A 20,757-nucleotide genomic window follows, 5' to 3' on the forward strand; every position below is an offset into this window, starting at 1 on the left:
GCAACCTCTCAGGTGTGAAGCGCCTGGCCAGTGGCCGGGGCGTTCTGGCGGCGGTGGAACACGCGTTCGAGTTGCAGGTAGATCACCGGGGTGGTGAACAGGGTCAGCACCTGGCTGAGCAGCAGTCCACCGACCACCGCGATCCCCAGCGGCTGGCGCAACTCGGCACCGGCGCCAAACCCGAACATCAGCGGCAGGGCACCGAACAAGGCGGCCAGGGTGGTCATCATGATCGGCCGAAAGCGCGTCAGGCAGGCGGTGTAAATCGCATCGTGGGGCGAAAGGCCCTGATTGCGCTGCGCTTCCAGGGCAAAGTCGACCAGCAGGATGCCGTTCTTCTTGACGATACCAATCAGCAGCACCACGCCAATCAACGCCATGATCGAGAAGTCATGGCCCATCATCCACAACAGCAGCAGTGCGCCAATCCCCGCCGAGGGTAGCGTGGAGATGATCGTCAGCGGGTGGACGAAGCTCTCGTAAAGCACCCCGAGGATGATGTACACCGCCACCAGCGCGGCGAGGATCAGCCACGGCTGGTTGGCCAGCGAACTCTGGAACGCCTGCGCGGCGCCCTGGAAGGTGCCGATGATCGAGGTCGGCATGTCGATTTCGGCCTTGGCCTGCTCAACCATGCGCACCGCATCGCCCAACGCGATGCCGGAAGCCAGGTTGAATGACAGGTTGGCGGCCGGGAACATGCCGTCATGGCTGATCGACAACGGCCCCATCACCGGTGCACCGACACTGGCCACGGCAGACAGCGGCACCATCTCGTCGGTCAGCGGTGAGCGCAGGTAGAAGTAGCTCAGGCTTTCAGCGCGGCCACGTTGCCGGGCATCGAGCTCAAGAATCACCTTGTACTGGTTGGTGTCGGTCTGGAACTCACTGATCTGGCGCTGACCGAAGGCGTCATAAAGGGCTTGGTCGACGTCGGCAGTGGTCAGCCCGAAGCGCGCCGCTGCACGCCGGTCGATGTCGATGTGAGTGATGCTGCCGCCCAGTTGCAAGTCGTTGGACAGGTCGCGCAATGCCGGGTTTTCCCGCAGTTTTTCGGTCAGGCGCTGGGTCCACAGGTTGAGCTGCTCGCCATCGTTGCTCTTGAGCACGTATTGATACTGGCTGCGGCTGGGGCCAGGGCTGAGGTTGATGTCCTGGCCGGCGCGCAGGTACATGACGATGCCGGGCACCCTGGTCAGTTGCGGACGAATCCGATCAATGAACTGACTGGCCGATACATCGCGGTCGCCGCGCGGCTTGAGGGAAATCCAGAAGCGCCCGCTGGCCAGGGTCTGGTTGCTGCCCGAGGCACCCACCGAATGCGAGAACGCCTGGACCGCCGGGTCGGCGCTGACGATTCTGGCCAGTTCTTTGTGCTTGGCGACCATGTCGGGATAGGAGATATCACCGGCCGCATCGGTGGTGCCCAACACCATGCCGGTGTCCTGCACCGGAAAGAAACCCTTGGGAATCAGCACGTAGCCGACCACCGCCAGGGCCACGGTCAGGCCGAATACCCCAAGGGTGATGCGCTGATGAGCCAGCGCCTTGCGCAGGCCGCGTTCGTAGAGGCTCAGCAGGCGCTCACCAAACCCCGGCTTGCTGTGTTGATCGTGGCTGGGCGCGCGCATGAACAATGCTGCCAGGGTCGGTGCCAGCGTCAGCGACACCACCACGGAAATCAGGATGGTCGCGGTGGCGGTCAGGGCAAACTCCTTGAACAACCGGCCCACCACACCGCCCATGAACAGCAGCGGAATGAACGCGGCAACCAGCGAGAAGCTGATCGACACCACAGTGAAGCCGATTTCCCCCGAGCCCTTGATGGCCGCTTCGCGCATGCCTTCGCCGGCTTCCAGATGGCGGTGGATGTTCTCCACCACCACAATGGCATCGTCGACCACGAAGCCCACCGCAATCACGATCGCCACCAGGGTCAGGTTATTGAGGCTGAAGCCGAACAGGTACATCAGTGCGCAACTGGCGATCAGCGATACGGCCAGGACGCTGGTGACGATCAGGGTCGCTGACCACTGGCGCAGAAACAGCGCCATCACCGCGACCACCAGCAGCACTGCAATGCCCAGGGTCAGTTCCACTTCATGCAGCGAGGCGCGGATGGTGCGGGTGCGGTCATTGAGCACCGACACCTCCACCGAAGCCGGCAGCATCGCGGTCAGGCGCGGCAACTGGCCCAGCACCCGGTCGACAGTCTCGACGATATTGGCGCCCGGCTGGCGGAACACCACCAGGCTCAGGCCGGGCTGCTGACCGGACCAGGCCTGGACATAGGCGTTCTCGGCACCATGCACCACCTTCGCCACGTCTTTGAGGTAAACCGGCGCACCGTTGCGGTAGGCGACGATCAGTTGCGCGTAATCTTCAGGGTCGAACAGCTGGTCGTTGGCCGACAGGGTCGAAACGCTGTCTTTGCCATACAGCGCGCCCTTGGCCAGGTTAAGGCTGGTCTGCTGAACCGCCTGACGAATGTCGGCCAGGGTCAGGCCGAGGGCGGCGAGCTTTTCCGGCGCGGCCTGGACGCGAATGGCCGGGCGCTGCTGGCCGGACACCGACACCTGGCCGACGCCTTCAATCTGGCTGAGCTGGCGGGCCAGCAGCGTCTCGGTCAGGTCGCTCAGCTCGGTGCCGGACATCAGCCCGGAGCTGACACTGAGGATCAGTACCGGGCTGTCGGCCGGGTTGACCTTGCGCCAGGTCGGCAGGTTGGGCATGTCGGCCGGCAGGCGTCCGGCTGCGGTGTTGATCGCCGCCTGAACTTCCTGGGCTGCGGTGTCGATGCTCTTGGTCAGGGCGAACTGCAAGGTCAGGCTGGTCGAGCCCAGCGCACTGCTGGAGGTCATCTGGGTCATGCCGGGGATCGCGCTGAACTGCACTTCCAGCGGGGTGGCCACCGAGGAGGCCATGGTCTGCGGGCTGGCGCCCGGCAATTGGGCGCTGACCTGAATGGTCGGGAATTCGGCTTCCGGCAGCGGCGCGACCGGCAGCCGGGTGAAGGCGATCAGGCCCAGCAATACCAGAGCGAAGGTCAGCAGCAAGGTGGCGACCGGGTGATCGATGCACCAGGCCGAGAGTGAACGCTGATGGCGGGTTGGGCTGTCGCTCATGGCTGCACCGCCGCCTGCACGGTATTCAGCGACTGCGGCTGGGCGGCGCTGGCGTCGACCCGGGTGCCGGCCTTGAGCCGTGACTGGCCGTCCTGGACCAGCACGTCACCGGGGCTGGCGCCGCTGATCAGGGTCATGTCGCTGCTCTGGAACAGAACCTTGACCGGAACCACTTCAGCCTTGTTGTCGCGGATGCGGAACACATAATGCTGCTCCAGGCCGCGCTGCACCACTTGCGGCGGCACCTTGAGCGCATCGCGGGCCACATCGGTCTGGATTTTCACCGTGACCAGCTGGCCCGGCCATAGCGATTGATGAGGGTTGTCGAAGCGTGCCTTGGCCCGAATGGTCCCGGTGCTGGGCGAGACCTGGTTATCGATCAGGCTCAGCTTGCCCTGGCCCAGCAGGGTGCCGTTCTGATCGTCGCCCAGCCAGGCCTGCACCGGGGCGCGCGAATCACTGGCAATCAGCCCTTGCAGGGTCGGTAGCATTTGTTGCGGCAGGGCGAACTCCACCGCGACCGGGTCGATCTGGGTCACGGAAAACAGCCCGTTGGCGTCGCTGACCCGCAGGAAGTTGCCTTCATCGACGTTGCGAATCCCGACCCGGCCAGTGACCGGTGACTGGATGCGGGTATAGGACAACTGCACCTGGGCCGCTTCAAGTGTGGCCTTGTTGGCCTGCACCGTGGCTTCGAGCTGGAAGACCTGCGCCTGCTGCTGGTCGAGGGTCTGCCGCGAGATGCCGTTGTCCTGGCTCAGGTCGCGGTAACGCTTGAGGTCCAGGCGGGCGACATCCAGCTGCGCCTGACTCTGTGCCAGTTGCGCCCTGGCCTGTTCTTGCGCGGCGCGAATCGCCCGGTCGTCGAGGGTCGCCAGCAGGTCACCGGCCTTGACCTGTTGGCCTTCCTTGACCAGCACACGGGTAAGGATGCCATCGACCTGTGGCCGGATCACCACGCTTTGCAGCGACTGCACGGTGCCGATGCCGGTCACGAACAGCGGTACGTCTTCGGCCTTGAGGTCGATGACTTTGACCGGTACGGCGGCCAGCGGCGGTTTGCTTACAGTACCAGGACGGGTCAGCAGCCAGGCGCTGCTGCCCAGCGCAGCCAGGACGGCAACAGCCAGTACGGTTCGGGTCGATTTACGCATGTCGGGGAGGACGCCAGGAAAGTCAGTGGTCGGACGGCATGATCAGGGGTTTCTTATAACCTGCCAACCCGGTCAGCAGAATGACGGCTACCTGTCAGAAATGTCAGCAAAGCCGTTTGCTGTGAAGCAGTGCCGGTTTTTTCCGTTCAGAAGCTTTAAGTTCATGGCGATACAGGCTTTAACGGCACGAATGAAACTGCATGCTTAAAGCAATAAAACTGTAAGTGATCGTGCATTAGTTGCTGCGGAAAAGTCCTACAGAATTTTCTTTATTTATGTGGCGGGTGGGGGCTTGTTCAACTTAACTTCATGGGGTTAACCCGATAAGACGGAGCAGGATCATGCAACCCGATACGACAGTTTCAGGTAACTTGAAAAGACAGTTGGCGCGATCAGTCATGATGGTTTTACTGTCGCTGGGGGCGGTTAACGTTTATGCACAACAGGGTGTTCTGGGCTTTCGTGGTCAAGTGGTTAACCCTACGTGTGAAGTCGACGCCGCACTCGCGGCTCATCTGGTTGAGCATACCCGGCGTGTACCGGTGCGTCCGGGGCCGAATGTCGAGGCGGGCGCTGTCGCCAATGCCTGTATGGCTCAGGCAGTGCCTGTGAGTACCCACTTTCAGCCCCTTGCTGAGCCGGACTCACAGCGGGTTTCCGAGTCTCGGGGGGTGTTGACCGTTACCTATCAATAGCCTGCGGGTCACTTTTAAAAAACAGCAGGCTGCACAGGTTAGTGCAAGGTTTATCACCGCTTGTTTGTCGAGCGCCTTGCTATTGGCGGCCTGCAGAGATAACTGGAATTGTCCTACGGAAATGGAGTTCAAGCTCAAGAGAATGTTCTTCCCAACCAAAGGAACGCAACTGACAGCTAATAAGGTTGTGAAACCTTATAGTGAGCGCCGTCCACTAGCGGGCGAACACGAATAAGGGGTGTCGCTGAGCATACTCGGTATGTTCAGTGGCACCCATAACACAAGGAATGTTGTTAGCATGAAAAAACTGTCTTTGACTCTGGCTGTATGGGGTGCTTTGGGTCTGGGTCTTACAGGCACAGCCAATGCTGCCAATAACGGCAAGCTGGTGTTCAACGGTACCCTGACCAATATGACTTGCGATGTGGGGCCAGGTACGGGCGTCAGCCCGGGCACCGCGCCGGGTGAAATCAATGTTGATCTGGGCAATGTGTCGTTTGCCGATATCGGTCTGTCAGGTGAAAGCAAGCTACAGACGGCAACGCCGATCCAGCTGCTGATCAACTGCAGTGCCGGTGCTGACCAGTACAACACCGTCAAAATGCGCTTTGCCGCGCGCAACGGCAGCGGCCTGGACAACAACGACCAGACCCTGCTGCGTACCACCGGCGCGGCCGATGGGGTGGGCATTGGTCTGATCAACGGCTCCAGTGTGCTGATGGACCTCTCCGGCACCGAGACCATCGACAAGCCGCTGGTCAAGGATGGCGCCGGTGGCGCCACGGCGCAGCTCGACTTCGGTGCGGTGTACGTGCTCAACGGCACGGCGACCAATCCGGGTAACGCAGATGGCTTCATGCCTTTCGTGCTGGACTACGAGTGATGTCACTGGCAGGGCGATGCAGGTCGCCCTGCCGTTTCCTGACCGAGGCAACCGTCAGCATGTTCTTCTCTTTTTCGCGCGGCGCGCTGCTGCTCGCCGGCCTGCTGTGTCTGGGCAGTGCCCAGGCGGGCATCGTGCTCAATACCACGCGGGTCATCTATCAGGGCCAGGACAAGGAGGTCAGTTTCGGTGTGCACAACAGTGGCGCCGGCGAGATTCTCGTGCAGTCCTGGCTGGAGCCTTATGACCCTGCGGTGAATACTCCGCAGACCGGCCTCAGTGATCTGCCGTTTATCGTCACCCCGGCGCTGGCGCCGTTGCCCGGTGATGGCAAGCAACTGCTGCGGGTGATCTATTCCGGCAGCGGGCTGCCCACCGAGCGCGAATCAGTGCTGTGGCTCAATGTTCAGGAGATTCCCCGTAGCGCCGCTGAAAATACCCTGCAAATTGCCATCCGCCAGCGCATCAAGCTGTTCTTCCGCCCGGCCGGCCTGCGCGGCGATCCGCTGTTGGCCGCGCAGAGTCTGCAATGGCAACTGATCGGGCAGGATGCGCTGGAGGTGTTCAACCCCGGCCCTTTTCACGTTTCGATGTTGAACATCGGCGTACGCCAGGGCAGCAAGGCGCTGCTCAGCCAGGACAGCCGGATGCTCGCGCCGCAGCAACGCTGGCGTTTGCCGCTCAAACCGCGTTCCGGCAGCCAGCCGCTGGAGTTGAGCTTTATCAGCATCAATGATTTCGGCGGGCAGGAGACTTACCACGCCAGCTTGCAGGGTGGGGAGGGCGTCCAGGCCAGCAAATTCGAATCTCGTTAGCGGCGGCCATGGGGCTGCCTATTCGCTGAGCCTCGATGTCTGCGAGTGCTCGGTTGTCATGTGTTCGTTGCCGAACAGGGAAGTGCGACGCACCGGTTATCTTGAAGCAGAGTGAACAACAGCTAATGGAATGGCTCACACAGAATAACAAGGGATTCAGAACCCGGGCGCTGCGCGGCCCGGTCAAACGCCTGGCCAGGTCTGTCGCCGGGCTGTCTTTGTCACACCATCCGTTGCCGATCGGCTTCGGGCTGGGCCTGAGCCTGTCGTTCAGTGCCTGGGCCGCGCAACCCCAAGGGGACACCAAAGCGGGGCGTTTCAACACCGCGTTCATCCAGGGCAGTGACCAGCCGCCGGACCTCGAAGAATTTTTGCGCTCCAGCACCGTGCTGCCCGGTACTTATCGGGTCGATATTCACGTCAATCGTGCCCTGAGCGGGCGGCGCGACATTCAGTTCGTGCGCAGCCCGCGCAGCGGTCGCGTCGAACCCTGCCTGACCCTGCAGATGCTCAGTGACTTCGGCCTGGACCTGCAGAAGTTGCCTGCTGTACCGGAGCCGCAGCCGACGTGTTATGACCTCAGTGGCCAGGTCGAGTTTGCCCGTATCGACTACCAGCCGGGTGCGCTGCGCCTGAACATCAGCGTGCCCCAGGCATTGATGGCGCGCAGCAGTCGCGGTTATGTATCGCCACAGCTATGGGATCAGGGCGAAACCGTCGGGTTCGTCAATTACACCTTCAATGCCGCCGCGCGCAGCCAGCGTGGTCAGCGCAGCGAACAGCAGTATCTGGGCTTGCGCAACGGTCTGAACCTGGGGGCCTGGCGGCTGCGTAATGAGTCATCACTGGTGCATGGCAGCGACCAGCCTTACCGGTTTCGTAGCAACCGGACCTTTGCCCAGCGCGATATCACCTCGCTCAAGAGCCAGTTGAGCCTGGGTGAGACCTTCAGTGAAGGACAGGTTTTCGACAGCGTGCGTTTCAAGGGCGCAGCGCTGGTGTCCGATGACGGCATGCTGCCTGATAGCGAGCGCGTCTATGCGCCGGTCATTCGCGGTACCGCAGAGAGCAATGCCACAGTCGAAGTGCGCCAGAGCGGCTTTTTGCTGTACAGCGGCAACGTCTCGCCAGGGCCTTTCGAGATCAGCGATATCTACCCCAGCGGCTCCAACGGTGACTTGCAGGTGACCATCATCGAGGCTGACGGGCGCCGCCGCAGCTTCACTCAAGCCTATGCCTCGCTGCCGATCATGCTGCCCAGCGGAGCGTTTCGCTACAGCTTGAGTGGCGGGCAAGTGGATAACTACGACGGCGCAGAGCAGGCGCCGAATTTTCTCGGCGCGGCGTGGATCTACGGCGTGAATGACGCGATCACCGGTTTTGGCGGTGTGCAGTGGGCCGAAGATTACCGTGCCGTCAATCTTGGCGCGGGTGTCAATACGCCAGTGGGCGCGGTGTCGGCTGACCTGACTCATTCGGCCAGTCAGGTGCACGACCAACAGCGTCAGGGCCACAGCCTGCGGGTGCGTTATGCCAATACCCTGGAAGCCACCGCGACGACCCTGGCGGTGGCCGGTTATCGCTATAGCACCGAGCATTACCGCAGCCTCGGGCAGCACGTTGAGGAACTGGACGAGCGCACCGGCATTGCGCTGGTGGGCCGGGCCAGAGACCGGCTGGAGGTCAACCTGACCCAGACCCTGCCTGAGTTTACCGCCAGCCTGAGCCTGACGGCTTCGGAGCAGCGTTACTGGAACCTGCCGGGCAAGACTCGCCAGGCTTATCTGGCGTGGAACTCGGTGTGGCGCAACCTCAGTTACAGCCTGTCGCTGGAACGGACCCAGGCATGGAGCCGCTTTGGCGAGGGGCGTGACGACAATCGGCTTTCGCTCAGTGTGACGCTGCCGCTGGGCGATAGCGCCCGCGCATCGCGCTTGTCGTTCAATGCGTTGCGCGACAGCCAGGGCGAGTACAACACCCAGGCCGGGGTTTATGGTCAAGTGCTGGAGGAACGCGACACGTTCTACTCGGTGCAGGCCGGGCATGACAGTCGTTCCGGCAGCTTTGGGTCCGCCAAGGTCAACACCCTCAAACCCTATGGCCGCTTTGAGGCCGGCTACAGTCAGGGCCGCGATTACCGCAGCCTGCTGCTGGGGGCCAGCGGCTCGCTGGTGGCGCATGCCGGTGGGCTCAACCTTGGACAGGCGCTGGGCGAAACCTTTGCGCTGATCGAAGTCCCGCAGGTCAGCGGCGCCAGCCTGGCGTCCTGGCGTCAGGTCGAAACCTCGGGCAACGGTTATGCGGTTCTGCCCTATGCCCAGCCGTACCGCACCAACTGGGTCAATCTGGACACCCGCCAATTGGGTGCCGATGTCGACCTGGACAATGCCATCGGACAACTGGTGCCGACTCGCGGTGCGGTGCCGGTGCTGCGTTTCAAGGCCGCACTCGGGCGCCGTGTGCAGTTCGAACTGCTGCGCGCCGATGGCAGTCGCCTGCCGCTGGGCGCCACGGTCGAGGACGGGCAGGGCAGGACGCTGGCGACTGTCGACCCGACCAGCCAGGCGTTGGTGCTCAGCGAACAGGACAGCGGCACCTTGTATGTGCGCTGGTCGACCCAGCGTTGCGCGGCGCCGTTCAGCTTGCCGGCCCGCGATGCTCGGCGCGCTTATGAGCGACTCAAGGTGGTCTGCCAATGAACCTCAAACGCTGGCTGGCGCTGTGGGGCCTGTGCGCGATGGTGCCTGCCCAGGCCACGGTTTCGTTGCTCGGCACACGGTTGATCCTCGGTGCAGGTAACGAGGTGAGTATCGAGGCACACAACCGCAGCGACCAGGAGGTGCTGCTGCAAGCCTGGCTGGCGCTGCCGGGTAGCAGCGATGAAACCGCTGTCGCCTCCGACCGCCCGTTACCTTTCGTCGTGACCCCGGCGCTGCTGCGCCTGCCTGGCCTGGGGCGGCACCCATTACGGGTGTTGTACCAGGGCCAGGGCATGCCGACTGACCGTGAGTCATTGGTCCACCTCTATGTTCTGGAGATACCGCGACGTTCCGAGGCCGGGCAGCAATTGAGTATCGCGGTGCGCCAGCGGATCAACGTGTTCCACCGTCCGCCCGGTTTACCCGGCGACCCGGCGCTGGCGCCCGCCGCATTGCGCTGGTCACTCAGCCATGAGCAGGCGGGCAGAGCGCGTCTGCAGGTCAGCAACCCCACGGCTTTTCACGTGGCGCTGCTGGATCTGCAACTCGATGGCCGCGGGTTGCGCGACTACCTGCTGCTCGCACCGGGGCAACGCTTCGACTGGCCGCCGCCGCCGCACGCACCTCGCCAATTGACCTTCAAGGCGCTGACCGACTACGGCGGTCGGCGCGGCTACTGCGCACAACCGACCGGCCAGGCCGCCTTCAGTGCGCGGCTGCTGGATACTCCATTGATGGCAGGAGACTGCTGATGTCCGATTATCTCTTTGCTGCACGGCGCTTGCGTGCCGTTGTACTGCTGGCGTTGCTCAGCCCGGCGTCCTGTTTTGCTCTGGTGTGCAGCGTGCAGGGCTCCGGCGCGCCGGTCCTGCGCGGCGATCTGGGCAGTACCGTGGCGATTCCCGAGTCCTTGCCGCATGGCGAGGTGGTCTGGCGTTCCGAACGCCAAAACGTCCTGATCGAATGTGCCCGCGAAGACCAGCAGGCGGTGGCTCAGGAAGTGTTCGTGCATTTGAACCCCGATAACCTGAACGTCGGTCAAGGGATTCGCGTGGGGTTGAGCGTGGGCGGTGCCGATCACTTTTCCGGGCGAATCGCCACCGGTCAGGTTTTACCGGTCTGCCATGAGGGCGACTCCAACATAGAGGCCTGCCCCAGGGTCCGTTTCAACCTGGCTTTCTCGGTATTTGTGCAGAAGTTCGGTGCGACGCCGGTCTCTGGCGTGCCGGCGGACATTCCGGACTACCGGGTGTTTCAGCTCGGCGCGCAGAGTGGTCCGCAGAGCGGGGCGGGCAATAGCCTCAGTTATGTGCTGAACAATCTGACCGGGCTGCGCTTCATTGCCTGCGATGCGCAATTGCAGGTTTACCCGGCCAGCCTGGAGTTCGGCGAGCTGCCGATCAAGCAAGTGGTGGTCGGCAAGGTCTTTGAACAGCGGTCGTTTTCCCTGTCGACCAATCGCAGCTGTGATTCGCCGTTCAGCCTCGATGCGCGGTTTCGCCCGGTCACCGGCAGCCTGGTGCAGGATCTGCTGGTGCCGGGCAACAATGCCTCACTGGGGATTCGCATCGTGCGGGCCGCCGACGGTCAGCCGTTACGCTACAACGAGTCGTTTCACCTGACCGACCTGTTGCAGGGAACCCCCTCCAGCCAGGTCGATTTCGATGCACAGCTTATCTGGCAGACACCGCGGCCGGTGCCGGGACCGTTTGCCGCTGAGGTGATGATCGATTTGTATTACAAATGACCGCGGCGGACAACGCACTCAGGTTGCCAGAGGTATGAACAGGTAAGGCGGCGTTTCGGGCGCGGCCAGCCGGGCGCCGGCCTGTTGCAAGGTGTCGCTGACCTGTTGGCCGGCGACATGAAAGCGCCACTCGGCCGCTGTCTGCTCGACTGCATCGGCGCTGTGAACCGCTTCGAGGGCTGCGCTAAAAGCGGACATCTCCGGTAGATAAGCGACGAACCCGTTGCCCTTGAGCGCCGTGGTATCGATCCCCAACTGCTGACACACGGCCCGCTTGGCTGCAATGTCATCGCGGTCGGCCTGGCGGGATTGTTCGATCAGGGCAAGCAACTGCGGGTCGGCCAGGGTATTGCCGACAATCAGCTCCGGGCCCTGTTCCCAGGCGTGCGGCGGACAATCCTTGGTGTGTGGACGCAACGGAATATGCGGGTTGATCTCCATTGGGTAGATACGGCACACCAGTGGCCGGCGCTCATAGATACGGCACAGCTGCTGCGCGTCAAGATTCCGGCAAGGTCCGACGTTATAGGCCGCGAAGGTGATGGCTATATACGCTCGGGCAGCGCCGCTGTTGACCAGAATCGAGCGGCGCGTGGCGTGCTGCCACTGCGCTTGCTCAACCCCATAGCCGTTGTCGAGAAAACCTTCGGTCAGGACGATCAGGGCACCGCCGTCAGCGGCCCACTGCCGGGCTTCGTTGAGGGTCAAAGGGACATGGTGGTCAGTGCAGCACTTGCCGCAGCCGACGCAGGAAAATCGGGTATTCATCGCGCCAGGAGTCGTCCATACCAGCGTTTGGGCTGAGCGTGCAGGCATGTACGCTCAACCTTTGGTTGGCAATGAATGAGGCAAGTTATATGCCAGCGCCTGTCAGCGCTTCTCGACGCTATCCCACTCAGTGACTGTGGCCTCGCCGGACTGGCGGTGATACAGGCACAGCTCCAGGCCTTTGCGATTGTTCATGTGCTTCTGTGGATAGCGACCTTGCAGCAGCAGGGCGTCATAACCAACCTGATCGTCGAAACGGGCCTGTTTGCCCAGCACTTTGACGTCTTGCAACTGGCTTGTCTTCAGGCAGGCGGCTCGTTCGGTCTTGTCCAGCTGTTGCCAGGCATCAGGACTTGAGGCCTGGACCTGGCTCACCCCACAGGTCAGGGTCGCAAGTAACAACACAACGGTTCTCATGGCATCCATCCAGGCTCATTGGCAATGGGCGTTAGACTGGATTGCCCGAGCAAGGTTTCGTCGGCTGGCCGGGCGCAGTGCTCAGCGGGCATTCACGGTGCGGGCCGCTTCCAGTACGCAGCGGGTCAGTTCGGGCGAAGAGAACTTGGTCAACACCGCATCGGCCCCGGCAATCCTGGCTTTCTCGCTGTTCATCGCGCTGTCCAGCGAGGTGTGCAGCAGGATGTACAGGTCAGAGAAGTCTGGCGTTTCACGCAGGGTACGGGTCAGTGCATAACCGTCCATCTCTGACATCTCGATGTCGGAGATCAGCACGTTGATTTCGCCAGAGGTGCCTTTGAGTTCCAGCAGCACATCCATGGCCTCTCTGGCACTGCGCGCGGTGCGGCATTCGATACCGATATTGCGCAGGGTGATGATCGACTGCTGCAAGGCGACCTGGCTGTCGTCGACCACCAGAATTTGTACCGTGCCGAGCAGTTCGACTTCATGAGTGGTCAGTTGATCGGGCTCGACGACGATCTGCGCCGGTGCGATGCCATGGATGACCTTCTCGATATCGAGCACCTGAACCAGTACGCCATCGACCTGGGTGACGCCGGTGATGAACGAGTGGCGGCTGGAGCCGTAGGGTGGCGGGCGGATGTCGGTGGTCAGGCAGTGGACGATCTTGCTCACCGCCTGAACGTGCAGGCCCTGTTTGCTGCGGCTCACATCGGTGACGATCAGGCAGCCGGCATCCGGATCGGCCAAGGGCCGCTCGCCAATGGCCCGGCTCAGGTCGATGACCGACAGCGAGGCTCCGCGCAACGTGGCTACGCCTTTTACGTGCGGGTGGGATTCGGGCAGATGGGTCAGGGCCGGGCAGGGAATGATCTCGCTGACCTTCAACAGGTTGATTGCCATCAGCTTGCCGCTGCGCAAGGTGAACAACAGCAGCGAGAGAGAATCTGCACGGGCGTGCTTGGTGGACATAGGAACCTTATGGCAAATGGATATCGTCGAACGATGCGGGTCTTGACGTTATGATCCAGCGACCCTCTTGAGCTCTGTTAGAGAATAGTCGCCCGCAGCGATCTGGCCTGAGAGGCGTTTCACGGTTTGGCATTTTGCCGTAGAAGCGCAGGCGCATGGAACCTATAGTGGCAGTTGGACTTTATTGACGTCAAATATCGGACCGGTGCCGTGTGGCAAATGGTCGCATCCTTCTATATATAGAAGCGCGTGCGACAATAGGGCGCATGGTTATCCAGCCAGGTTTGGCTGCGGCAAATGCGCACAGTTTTTCGAGCTTGCCGTGGGGTGTGACAATTCACCGCAATGGCTTACCAGGCAAATGCTCGTGCGACAAAAGGACGCAGCCTTTTATATATAAGGAAGGAATTCGTTATCGGCCGGCTGGTCTGCCACACGGGTGCCTTAGGCGCAGGGCGGCGACCATCCGGACGGCAAATCTTCCCGTATGGCGGCCCGGGCCTTGAGTCTCGGGCGCCTGCCCCCGATCATCGGCTGTTCCAGGGCGCCCCAGAGCGCTTGGCAGCCGTGGCCTAACAACTGAAAAGGTATGTGAATGAGCGACAACATGTTGTACCTGAAGCGCGAAAAGCGCTTTCTGGTCTTGCTGGGAATCATCTGCCTGTCGCTGATCGGCGGTGCGCTGTACATGCAGATCGTATTGGGCGAGGCGCCTTGCCCGCTGTGCATCCTGCAGCGCTACGCGCTGCTGCTGATCGCGCTGTTCGCCTTCATCGGCGCGGCCATGCCCGGCCGGCGCAGCACGACCCTGTTCGAAGCGCTGGTGGTGCTCAGCGCAATAGGCGGCATTGCGGCGGCTGGCCGGCACGTCTGGGTGCTGGCCAACCCGGCGGTGAGCTGCGGAATCGACACCCTGCAACCGATCGTCGACGGACTCCCCCTGGCGTCGATGTTTCCCCTAGGCTTTCAGGTCAGCGGCTTCTGCTCCACACCTTATCCGCCGGTTCTGGGACTGTCGCTGGCGCAGTGGGCTCTGGTAGCATTCGTGCTTACTGCGATACTGGTTCCTCTGGGGATCGTACGTAACCGGCTTAAACCTCAAGGTTTACAAGGGCTTTAGTTTAGAAATGCCTCGTAGAACGAGGCATTTTTCATGATCGGGACAACAAAAATTTGCAATTGTTACCGATTCTGAGATTAACTGTTGCAGAATAAGGCATAGTCAATAAAAACTTACGTATCTACAATCGCCCGCAGTTATCGTCCAGCCTGGCTTGGCGATTAGCTGTTTTGAGGCCGGGAGCGCTGCTCGTACTCTGAATTAGCCGCGCAACGCTGGCCTCCAAGCGCACTGAATGGCCGCGCTTAAGGTGATTATTCTGCCTGGCAGGTGATCTCCAGCCGTTCAAGATAAGAATCCAAGTTAAACCGGATTTGTCGTTTCGCTACCGCGTTCTGGCAGGCCCTTGTTCAATTCAAAAAAACATGCCGGCACTGGCAGGGTGAAGTGTTGGCGGTCGAAACCCAACAGCACCGCGAAAGCTGCTTTTAGAGGTCGTGAGATGAGTAAAAATAGGTACCCCAGGTTTTTTGGCTACTTGGCCCTGTTCAGTATGCTTCTGCTCAGTGGTTGTGATGGCTTTCCGCTGCTCGATCCGAAAGGGCAGGTGGGTATCGAGCAACGCAACCTGATCGTTATCGCTACGCTGCTGATGCTGATCGTGGTGATCCCGGTCATTTTCATGACCATCATCTTCGCCTGGAAATATCGCGCGTCGAACAAGGCTGCCAAGTACACGCCTGACTGGTCGCACTCCACCAAGATCGAAGTCGCGGTCTGGGGCGTGCCGATCATCCTGCTGATCTTCCTGGGCTACTTCACCTACGTCTCGACCCACAAGCTGGACCCTTACCGTCCGCTGGAGTCCGAGGTCAAGCCGGTGGTCATCCAGGCGGTGTCGCTGGACTGGAAATGGCTGTTCATCTACCCGGAAGAGGGTATTGCCACGGTCAACCACATCGTCTTCCCGGCCAACACGCCGATCAATTTCCAGGTTACCTCTGACAGCGTAATGAACTCGTTGTTCATTCCGGGTCTGGGCGGCCAGATCTATGCGATGGCGGGCATGCACACCAAGCTGCACCTGATCGCCAACGAGAATCACGAGTTCAACGGTATTTCCGCCAACTACAGTGGCGCGGGTTTCACCGGCATGAAGTTCAAGGCGATCTCGACCAGCCAGGCCGATTACCAGGCGTGGATCAAGGAAGTCAAGAATTCACCAAAGCAGCTTGACTCGGCTGAATACGCAGCCTTGCTCAAACCTAGCGAGCGTCACCCCGTAGAACTCTATTCCTCGGTCACCCCTGATCTGTTCCAGGTCATCATCGACAAGTACGAGGGCATGAACCACGGGCCGAGCAAGCAAAGCATCCGTGATAAGCAAGTCACCGGTACCGATGGTGCGCAAAACAGCAAGAATTCAGCTGCTGGGGCAGAGGAGTAAACAATGTTAGGCAAATTAAGTCTGGAAGCGATTCCGTACCACGAGCCGATAGTCATGGTGACCCTCGCCATGGTCGCCCTTGGCGGTCTGGCGCTGGCCGGCGCTATCACCTACTTCAAGAAGTGGGGTTACCTGTGGACCGAGTGGCTGACTTCGGTCGACCACAAGAAAATCGGCGTGATGTACATCATCGTCGCCATGGTCATGCTGCTGCGCGGTTTTGCCGACGCAATCATGATGCGTACCCAATTGGCCATGGCGCAGAATGGCGCCGAAGGCTTCCTGCCGCCTGAACACTATGACCAGATCTTCACCGCTCACGGTGTGATCATGATCATCTTCATGGCGATGCCTTTCTTCACCGGCCTGATGAACATCGTTCTGCCACTGCAGATCGGTGCGCGTGACGTTGCCTTCCCGTTCCTGAACTCGCTGAGCTTCTGGCTGCTGGTCGCCGGCATGCTGCTGATCAACATCTCTCTGGGTGTTGGTGAGTTCGCCAAGACCGGCTGGGTTGCCTATCCGCCTCTGTCCGGGCTGCAATACAGTCCTGGCGTCGGTGTCGACTACTACATCTGGGCACTACAGCTATCAGGGTTGGGTACGACGCTGACAGGCGTCAACTTCCTGGTTACCGTACTGAAGATGCGCACCCCTGGCATGAAGCTGATGGACATGCCGATCTTCACCTGGACCTGCACCTTCGCCAACGTCCTGATCGTGGCTTCGTTCCCGATTCTGACTGCGTGTCTGGCGCTGCTGACCCTCGACCGTTACCTGGACTTCCACATTTTCACGAACGAACTGGGCGGCAACCCAATGATGTACGTGAACCTGTTCTGGGCCTGGGGTCACCCTGAGGTTTACATCCTGGTACTGCCGGCGTTCGGCGTGTTCTCGGAAGTGGTTTCGACCTTCTCCGGCAAGCGTCTGTTCGGCCACAAGTCGATGATCTACGCATCGGGCGGTATTTGCGTACTGGGCTTCGTGGTCTGGCTGCACCACTTCTTCACCATGGGTGCGGGCGCCAGCGTCAACGCCTTCTTCGGTCTGGCGACCATGCTGATTGCCATCCCGACCGGTGTGAAACTGTTCAACTGGCTGTTCACCATCTACCAGGGCCGTCTGCGTTTCACCGCGCCGATCATGTGGACCCTGGGCTTCATGATCACCTTCTCGATCGGTGGTATGACCGGCGTTCTGCTGGCCATCCCGGGCGCTGACTTCGTGCTGCACAACAGCCTGTTCGTTATCGCTCACTTCCACAACGTGATTATCGGTGGTGCGGTATTCGGTTACATCGCAGGCTTCGCGTTCTGGTTCCCGAAAGCGTTCGGCTTCAAGCTGCACGAAGGCTGGGGCAAGGCTGCGTTCTGGTTCTGGCTGAGCGGCTTCTTCGTGGCCTTCATGCCACTGTACGCGCTGGGCTTCCTGGGTATGACCCGTCGCCTGAACGCGACCGATATGCCTGAGTGGAACATCTACCTGAACGTTGCTCTGTTCGGTGCGTTCCTGATCGCTGCCGGTATCGCTTCGCAACTGATCCAGCTGTTCGTCAGTATCCGCGACCGCAACAAGAACCTCGACCTGACCGGTGACCCATGGAATGGCCACACCCTGGAATGGTCCACTTCGTCGCCACCGCCGTTCTACAACTTCGCAGAACTGCCGAAGGCTGATGACATCGACGCATTCACCGAAGCCAAGCGCAACGGTACTGCCTACAAGGTTCCGGCCAAGTATTCGGCGATCCACATGCCTAATAACACCGCGACCGGCATGTACATGGGTCTGCTGCTGACCGTGTTCGGTTTCGCCTTCATCTGGCACATCTGGTGGCTGGTAGGTGCGAGCCTGGTAGCAACCATCGCCGTCTTCGTTGCTCACGCTGCACGTGATGACCAGGGCTACATGGTCCCGGCCGAGGAAGTTGCGCGTATCGAAGCTGAGCATCACAAGGTCCTGGCGGCCCAAGGTGCATACACTCCTGCCAAGTCTTCGATGGAACAGGTCTAATATGTCGAACATTGCTATCAACTCCGGAGCCCATGGTCACGACCACGATCACGGGCATGACGAACACCACGACAGTGGTGGCATGACGATCTACGGCTTCTGGCTGTATCTGATGACCGACTGCGTGCTGTTCGCATCGTTCTTCGCGGTCTACGCCGTGATGATGAACAGCGTCGCCGGCGGCCCGACCGGCCAGGACATCTTCCTGCTGCCGTTCGTGGCCGTGGAAACCGCGTTCCTGCTGGTCAGCTCCATCACTTATGGCTTTGCCATGCTGGCGCTGTACAAAGGTAACAAGAGTAGTGTCCTGCGCTGGCTGGCAGTGACTTTCGTGTGCGGTGCAGCGTTCATCGCGATGGAAGTCTACGAGTTCCATCACCTGATCCACGAAGGCTACGGTCCTAGCCGCAGCGGCTTCCTGTCGGCGTTCTTCTCGCTGGTAGGTCTGCACGGTCTGCACGTGACCAGCGGTCTGATCTGGATGGGCATCATGATGTATCAGGTCCAGAAAAAGGGCCTGACCAACACCAACAAGACCCGCCTGAGCTGCCTGAGCCTGTTCTGGCACTTCCTGGACGTGGTCTGGATTGGCGTGTTCACCATTGTTTACCTGTTGGGGGCCCTGTAAATGGCTAGTTCGCATAACTCCCACGACGAGCAGGGTCACGGTTCGGTCAAGGACTATGTCATCGGCTTCGTGCTGTCGATCATCCTGACTGCCATTCCGTTCGCCCTGGTGATGTCGCCGGTTCTGCCGAAAGACACCACTATCTGGATCATCATGCTGTTCGCGATCATCCAGATCCTGGTTCACCTGCGCTACTTCCTGCACCTGGACTTCTCGTCTGCTCAGCGCAACAACGTGATGGCGTTTGTCTTCACTGCGCTGGTGATCGTGTTCCTGGTGGGCCTGTCGGTGTGGATCATCTTCAGCATCCACCGCGAAATGATGGCGCAGTGAGGAAATACTGATGTCACTGAAGCACTTTATCCAAATCACCAAGCCGGGGATCATTTTCGGTAACGTGCTTTCGGTGGCAGGTGGCTTTTTCCTGGCGTCCAAGGGGGATATCGATTTCGTCGTGTTTCTGGCGGCGGTACTCGGTACTTCCCTGGTCGTGGCTTCAGGTTGTGTATTCAACAACTGCATTGACCGCGATATCGACCAGCGCATGGAGCGCACCCGTGAGCGGGCTCTGGTTCAGGGGCTTGTGTCCCTGAAACTGGCCCTTGCCTACGGAGCTGTTCTCGGTGCGCTGGGCGTGTGGCTGCTGTATACCTATGCCAACCCGCTGTCGGCACTGCTGGTAGTGATCGGTTTCGTGATTTATGTCGGTCTGTACAGCCTGTACTTCAAGCGCAAGTCGGTGCACGGCACGCTGATCGGTAGCCTGTCGGGGGCAATGCCTCCGGTGGTCGGCTACTGCGCAGTGAGCAACAACTTCGACTTTGCGGCGTTGACCCTGCTGGTGATGTTCAGCCTGTGGCAAATGCCTCACTCGTACGCCATCGCGATCTTCCGCTTCAACGACTATCGTGCAGCGAAGATCCCGGTTCTGCCGGTCAAGCGTGGCATCCTGGTGACCAAGCGCCATATCCTGCTGTACATCCTGGCGTTTCTGGTGGCGACCCTGATGCTGACGGTTGGCGGCTACGCCGGCCTGAACTACCTCGCGGTCGCTGCCGGTCTGGGCATGTACTGGCTGTATATGGCCTGGAAAGGCTACAAGGCTGCTGATGACACCGTTTGGGCACGCAAGCTGTTCGTGTTCTCCATCGTCACCATCACCGCGCTGAGCGTGATGATGTCGGTGGACTTTCAGGTAACCAAAGAGATTCTGGTGACCTACGCGTTCTGATGCTTGCCTGAGCGGTACAAAAAACCCTGTTCTTGAACAGGGTTTTTTTATGCCTGCTGTTTGGGCCCTGGCCAGCCGCAATGGCAAAAACCGACCGATTGCCGCATCATGTATCGGGTTTGTAAAAAGTTGCTAACGTTGTGCCGGTACAATCAGCCTCTGATTGATCAGGCTGTCAGTATGCGTGCCAAGAACAAAGTGATCTCATGACTTCCACTCCGCAGCAGGCCGCCACCCAGGCGCCTCTGGTTTCGATCATCGCCCCCTGCTACAACGCCGAGCAGTATCTTGAAGCTGCCATCGACAGCATCTTCGCCCAAGACTACGAAAATTTCGAAGTCATCATCGTCGATGACGGCTCCAGCGATAACAGCATTGCCATGCTGCAAGCCTTGCAGGGCAAATATCCTTTCCAGCTCTACACCCAGGCCAATCAGGGCGTCAGTGCCGCGCTCAATCACGGGCTGCAGCATGCCAAAGGCACTTATGTGTCCACCCCTGACCTGGACGACATCATGCTGGCGTCTTCAGTGCGCATCCGCGCCGAGTACCTCGACCAGCATCCCGAGGTCGGCTGCGTCGGTGCGCTGATCAGCTACATGGACTGCGCTGGCAACGACATCAAATCGCAGAGCCGCGATTACATCGAGCGTCAGCACTTCGACGAGATCGTCCGCGGTGCGGTGGTGGTCGGTGCGCCTACCGCGCTGTACCGCATGCAGGCGTTGCGCGATGCCGATGGCTACGACCCGGCAATCAAGGTCCAGGACTTCCAGATAACCCTGCGCATTGCCCGGCAAGGCTATCGGATCGACGTCCTGCCGGTGGTTGTCACCCGTTACCGCCGGCATGCCAACAACCTGTCGCGCAAATACCGGGTATTGCTCGATGCCGACCTCAGAGCGCTTGAGCCTTATCGCGATCACCCCGAGTATCAGCACGGCCGCACGTTAGCGCTGCACAAGGCCCTCAAGTATGCGGTGGTGTCCGACAAGCGTCATGCCTGGAGCCTGCTGCGCTCGATCCCGCTCAAGCACATGAACCGCACCACCTGGCGACGTTTCAAGCGTCTGGTTCTACATTGGTAAGCGTTGTGT

18 protein-coding genes are annotated in these 20,757 nt (G+C 60.4%); 13 read left to right on the forward strand and 5 right to left on the reverse strand.

Translation table 11 applies throughout. The annotated features are described in order from the left end of the window. Positions 1-8: 8 nt before the first annotated feature. Positions 9-3,125, reverse strand: coding sequence for a multidrug efflux RND transporter permease subunit (locus tag NJC38_RS04930; protein ID WP_253111822.1), 3,117 nt, complete (start codon positions 3,123-3,125; stop codon positions 9-11). Next, entirely contained in the window at positions 3,122-4,279 is a 1,158-nt protein-coding gene (locus NJC38_RS04935; protein ID WP_253111823.1) for an efflux RND transporter periplasmic adaptor subunit, read from the reverse strand. The genes NJC38_RS04930 and NJC38_RS04935 overlap by 4 nt, the downstream gene beginning before the upstream one ends. A gap of 398 nt (positions 4,280-4,677) precedes the next feature. On the opposite strand from NJC38_RS04935, the gene NJC38_RS04940 reads away from it, so the two are divergent. From NJC38_RS04940 to NJC38_RS04965, 6 genes are all read left to right on the forward strand, one after another. After that, positions 4,678-4,974: a hypothetical protein gene (locus NJC38_RS04940; RefSeq protein ID WP_253111824.1), complete on the forward strand. Its 297-nt coding sequence runs from the start codon at positions 4,678-4,680 to the stop codon at positions 4,972-4,974. A gap of 298 nt (positions 4,975-5,272) precedes the next feature. Continuing rightward, on the forward strand, positions 5,273-5,857 hold the full coding sequence (locus NJC38_RS04945; protein WP_045482794.1) for a fimbrial protein: 585 nt from the start codon (positions 5,273-5,275) through the stop codon (positions 5,855-5,857). A gap of 59 nt (positions 5,858-5,916) precedes the next feature. Then, the gene (locus tag NJC38_RS04950; RefSeq protein WP_253111825.1) at positions 5,917-6,672 is read left to right on the forward strand and encodes a molecular chaperone; all 756 of its coding nucleotides are present in this window, start codon (positions 5,917-5,919) and stop codon (positions 6,670-6,672) included. 125 nt (positions 6,673-6,797) lie between these two features. Next, on the forward strand, positions 6,798-9,371 hold the full coding sequence (locus tag NJC38_RS04955; RefSeq protein ID WP_253111826.1) for a fimbria/pilus outer membrane usher protein: 2,574 nt from the start codon (positions 6,798-6,800) through the stop codon (positions 9,369-9,371). Further along, complete coding sequence (locus tag NJC38_RS04960; protein ID WP_253111827.1) at positions 9,368-10,123, forward strand: molecular chaperone; 756 nt, start codon at positions 9,368-9,370, stop codon at positions 10,121-10,123. The genes NJC38_RS04955 and NJC38_RS04960 overlap by 4 nt, the downstream gene beginning before the upstream one ends. After that, entirely contained in the window at positions 10,123-11,118 is a 996-nt protein-coding gene (locus NJC38_RS04965) for a fimbrial protein (RefSeq protein ID WP_253111828.1), read from the forward strand. The genes NJC38_RS04960 and NJC38_RS04965 overlap by 1 nt, the downstream gene beginning before the upstream one ends. Positions 11,119-11,136: 18 nt before the next feature. Here the strand turns inward: NJC38_RS04965 and NJC38_RS04970 are convergent, their stop codons facing one another. The 3 genes from NJC38_RS04970 to NJC38_RS04980 all read right to left on the reverse strand — a co-directional run bounded on the left by NJC38_RS04970 (position 11,137) and on the right by NJC38_RS04980 (position 13,278). Then, entirely contained in the window at positions 11,137-11,886 is a 750-nt protein-coding gene (locus tag NJC38_RS04970) for a YkgJ family cysteine cluster protein (RefSeq protein WP_253111871.1), read from the reverse strand. Positions 11,887-11,988: 102 nt separating this feature from the next. Continuing rightward, a complete protein-coding gene (locus NJC38_RS04975; protein WP_253111829.1) occupies positions 11,989-12,303 on the reverse strand; it encodes a hypothetical protein in 315 nt (104 codons plus the stop codon). Positions 12,304-12,384: 81 nt separating this feature from the next. Further along, positions 12,385-13,278 carry a chemotaxis protein gene (locus NJC38_RS04980; RefSeq protein ID WP_253111830.1) on the reverse strand — a complete coding sequence of 298 codons (894 nt, stop codon included), beginning with the start codon at positions 13,276-13,278 and terminating at the stop codon, positions 12,385-12,387. A 595-nt stretch (positions 13,279-13,873) separates the two neighbouring features. Here NJC38_RS04980 and NJC38_RS04985 point away from each other — a divergent pair. From NJC38_RS04985 to NJC38_RS05015, 7 genes are all read left to right on the forward strand, one after another. After that, positions 13,874-14,398 carry a disulfide bond formation protein B gene (locus NJC38_RS04985; protein ID WP_253111831.1) on the forward strand — a complete coding sequence of 175 codons (525 nt, stop codon included), beginning with the start codon at positions 13,874-13,876 and terminating at the stop codon, positions 14,396-14,398. Positions 14,399-14,840: 442 nt separating this feature from the next. Further along, complete coding sequence (gene cyoA / locus NJC38_RS04990) at positions 14,841-15,785, forward strand: ubiquinol oxidase subunit II (RefSeq protein WP_045482777.1); 945 nt, start codon at positions 14,841-14,843, stop codon at positions 15,783-15,785. A 3-nt stretch (positions 15,786-15,788) separates the two neighbouring features. Beyond that, the gene (gene cyoB / locus NJC38_RS04995; RefSeq protein WP_045482774.1) at positions 15,789-17,801 is read left to right on the forward strand and encodes a cytochrome o ubiquinol oxidase subunit I; all 2,013 of its coding nucleotides are present in this window, start codon (positions 15,789-15,791) and stop codon (positions 17,799-17,801) included. 1 nt (position 17,802) lies between these two features. Further along, positions 17,803-18,429, forward strand: a complete 627-nt coding sequence (cyoC, locus tag NJC38_RS05000) for a cytochrome o ubiquinol oxidase subunit III (RefSeq protein ID WP_253111832.1) — start codon at positions 17,803-17,805, stop codon at positions 18,427-18,429. Further along, positions 18,430-18,762 carry a cytochrome o ubiquinol oxidase subunit IV gene (cyoD, locus tag NJC38_RS05005; protein ID WP_253111833.1) on the forward strand — a complete coding sequence of 111 codons (333 nt, stop codon included), beginning with the start codon at positions 18,430-18,432 and terminating at the stop codon, positions 18,760-18,762. Positions 18,763-18,772: 10 nt separating this feature from the next. After that, entirely contained in the window at positions 18,773-19,660 is an 888-nt protein-coding gene (gene cyoE, locus NJC38_RS05010) for a heme o synthase (protein ID WP_045482766.1), read from the forward strand. 206 nt (positions 19,661-19,866) lie between these two features. Next, positions 19,867-20,748, forward strand: a complete 882-nt coding sequence (locus NJC38_RS05015) for a glycosyltransferase family 2 protein (protein ID WP_253111834.1) — start codon at positions 19,867-19,869, stop codon at positions 20,746-20,748. Positions 20,749-20,757: the final 9 nt, after the last annotated feature.

Source organism: Pseudomonas sp. 21LCFQ010, from assembly GCF_024129905.1.
Classification (GTDB): Bacteria; Pseudomonadota; Gammaproteobacteria; order Pseudomonadales; family Pseudomonadaceae; genus Aquipseudomonas.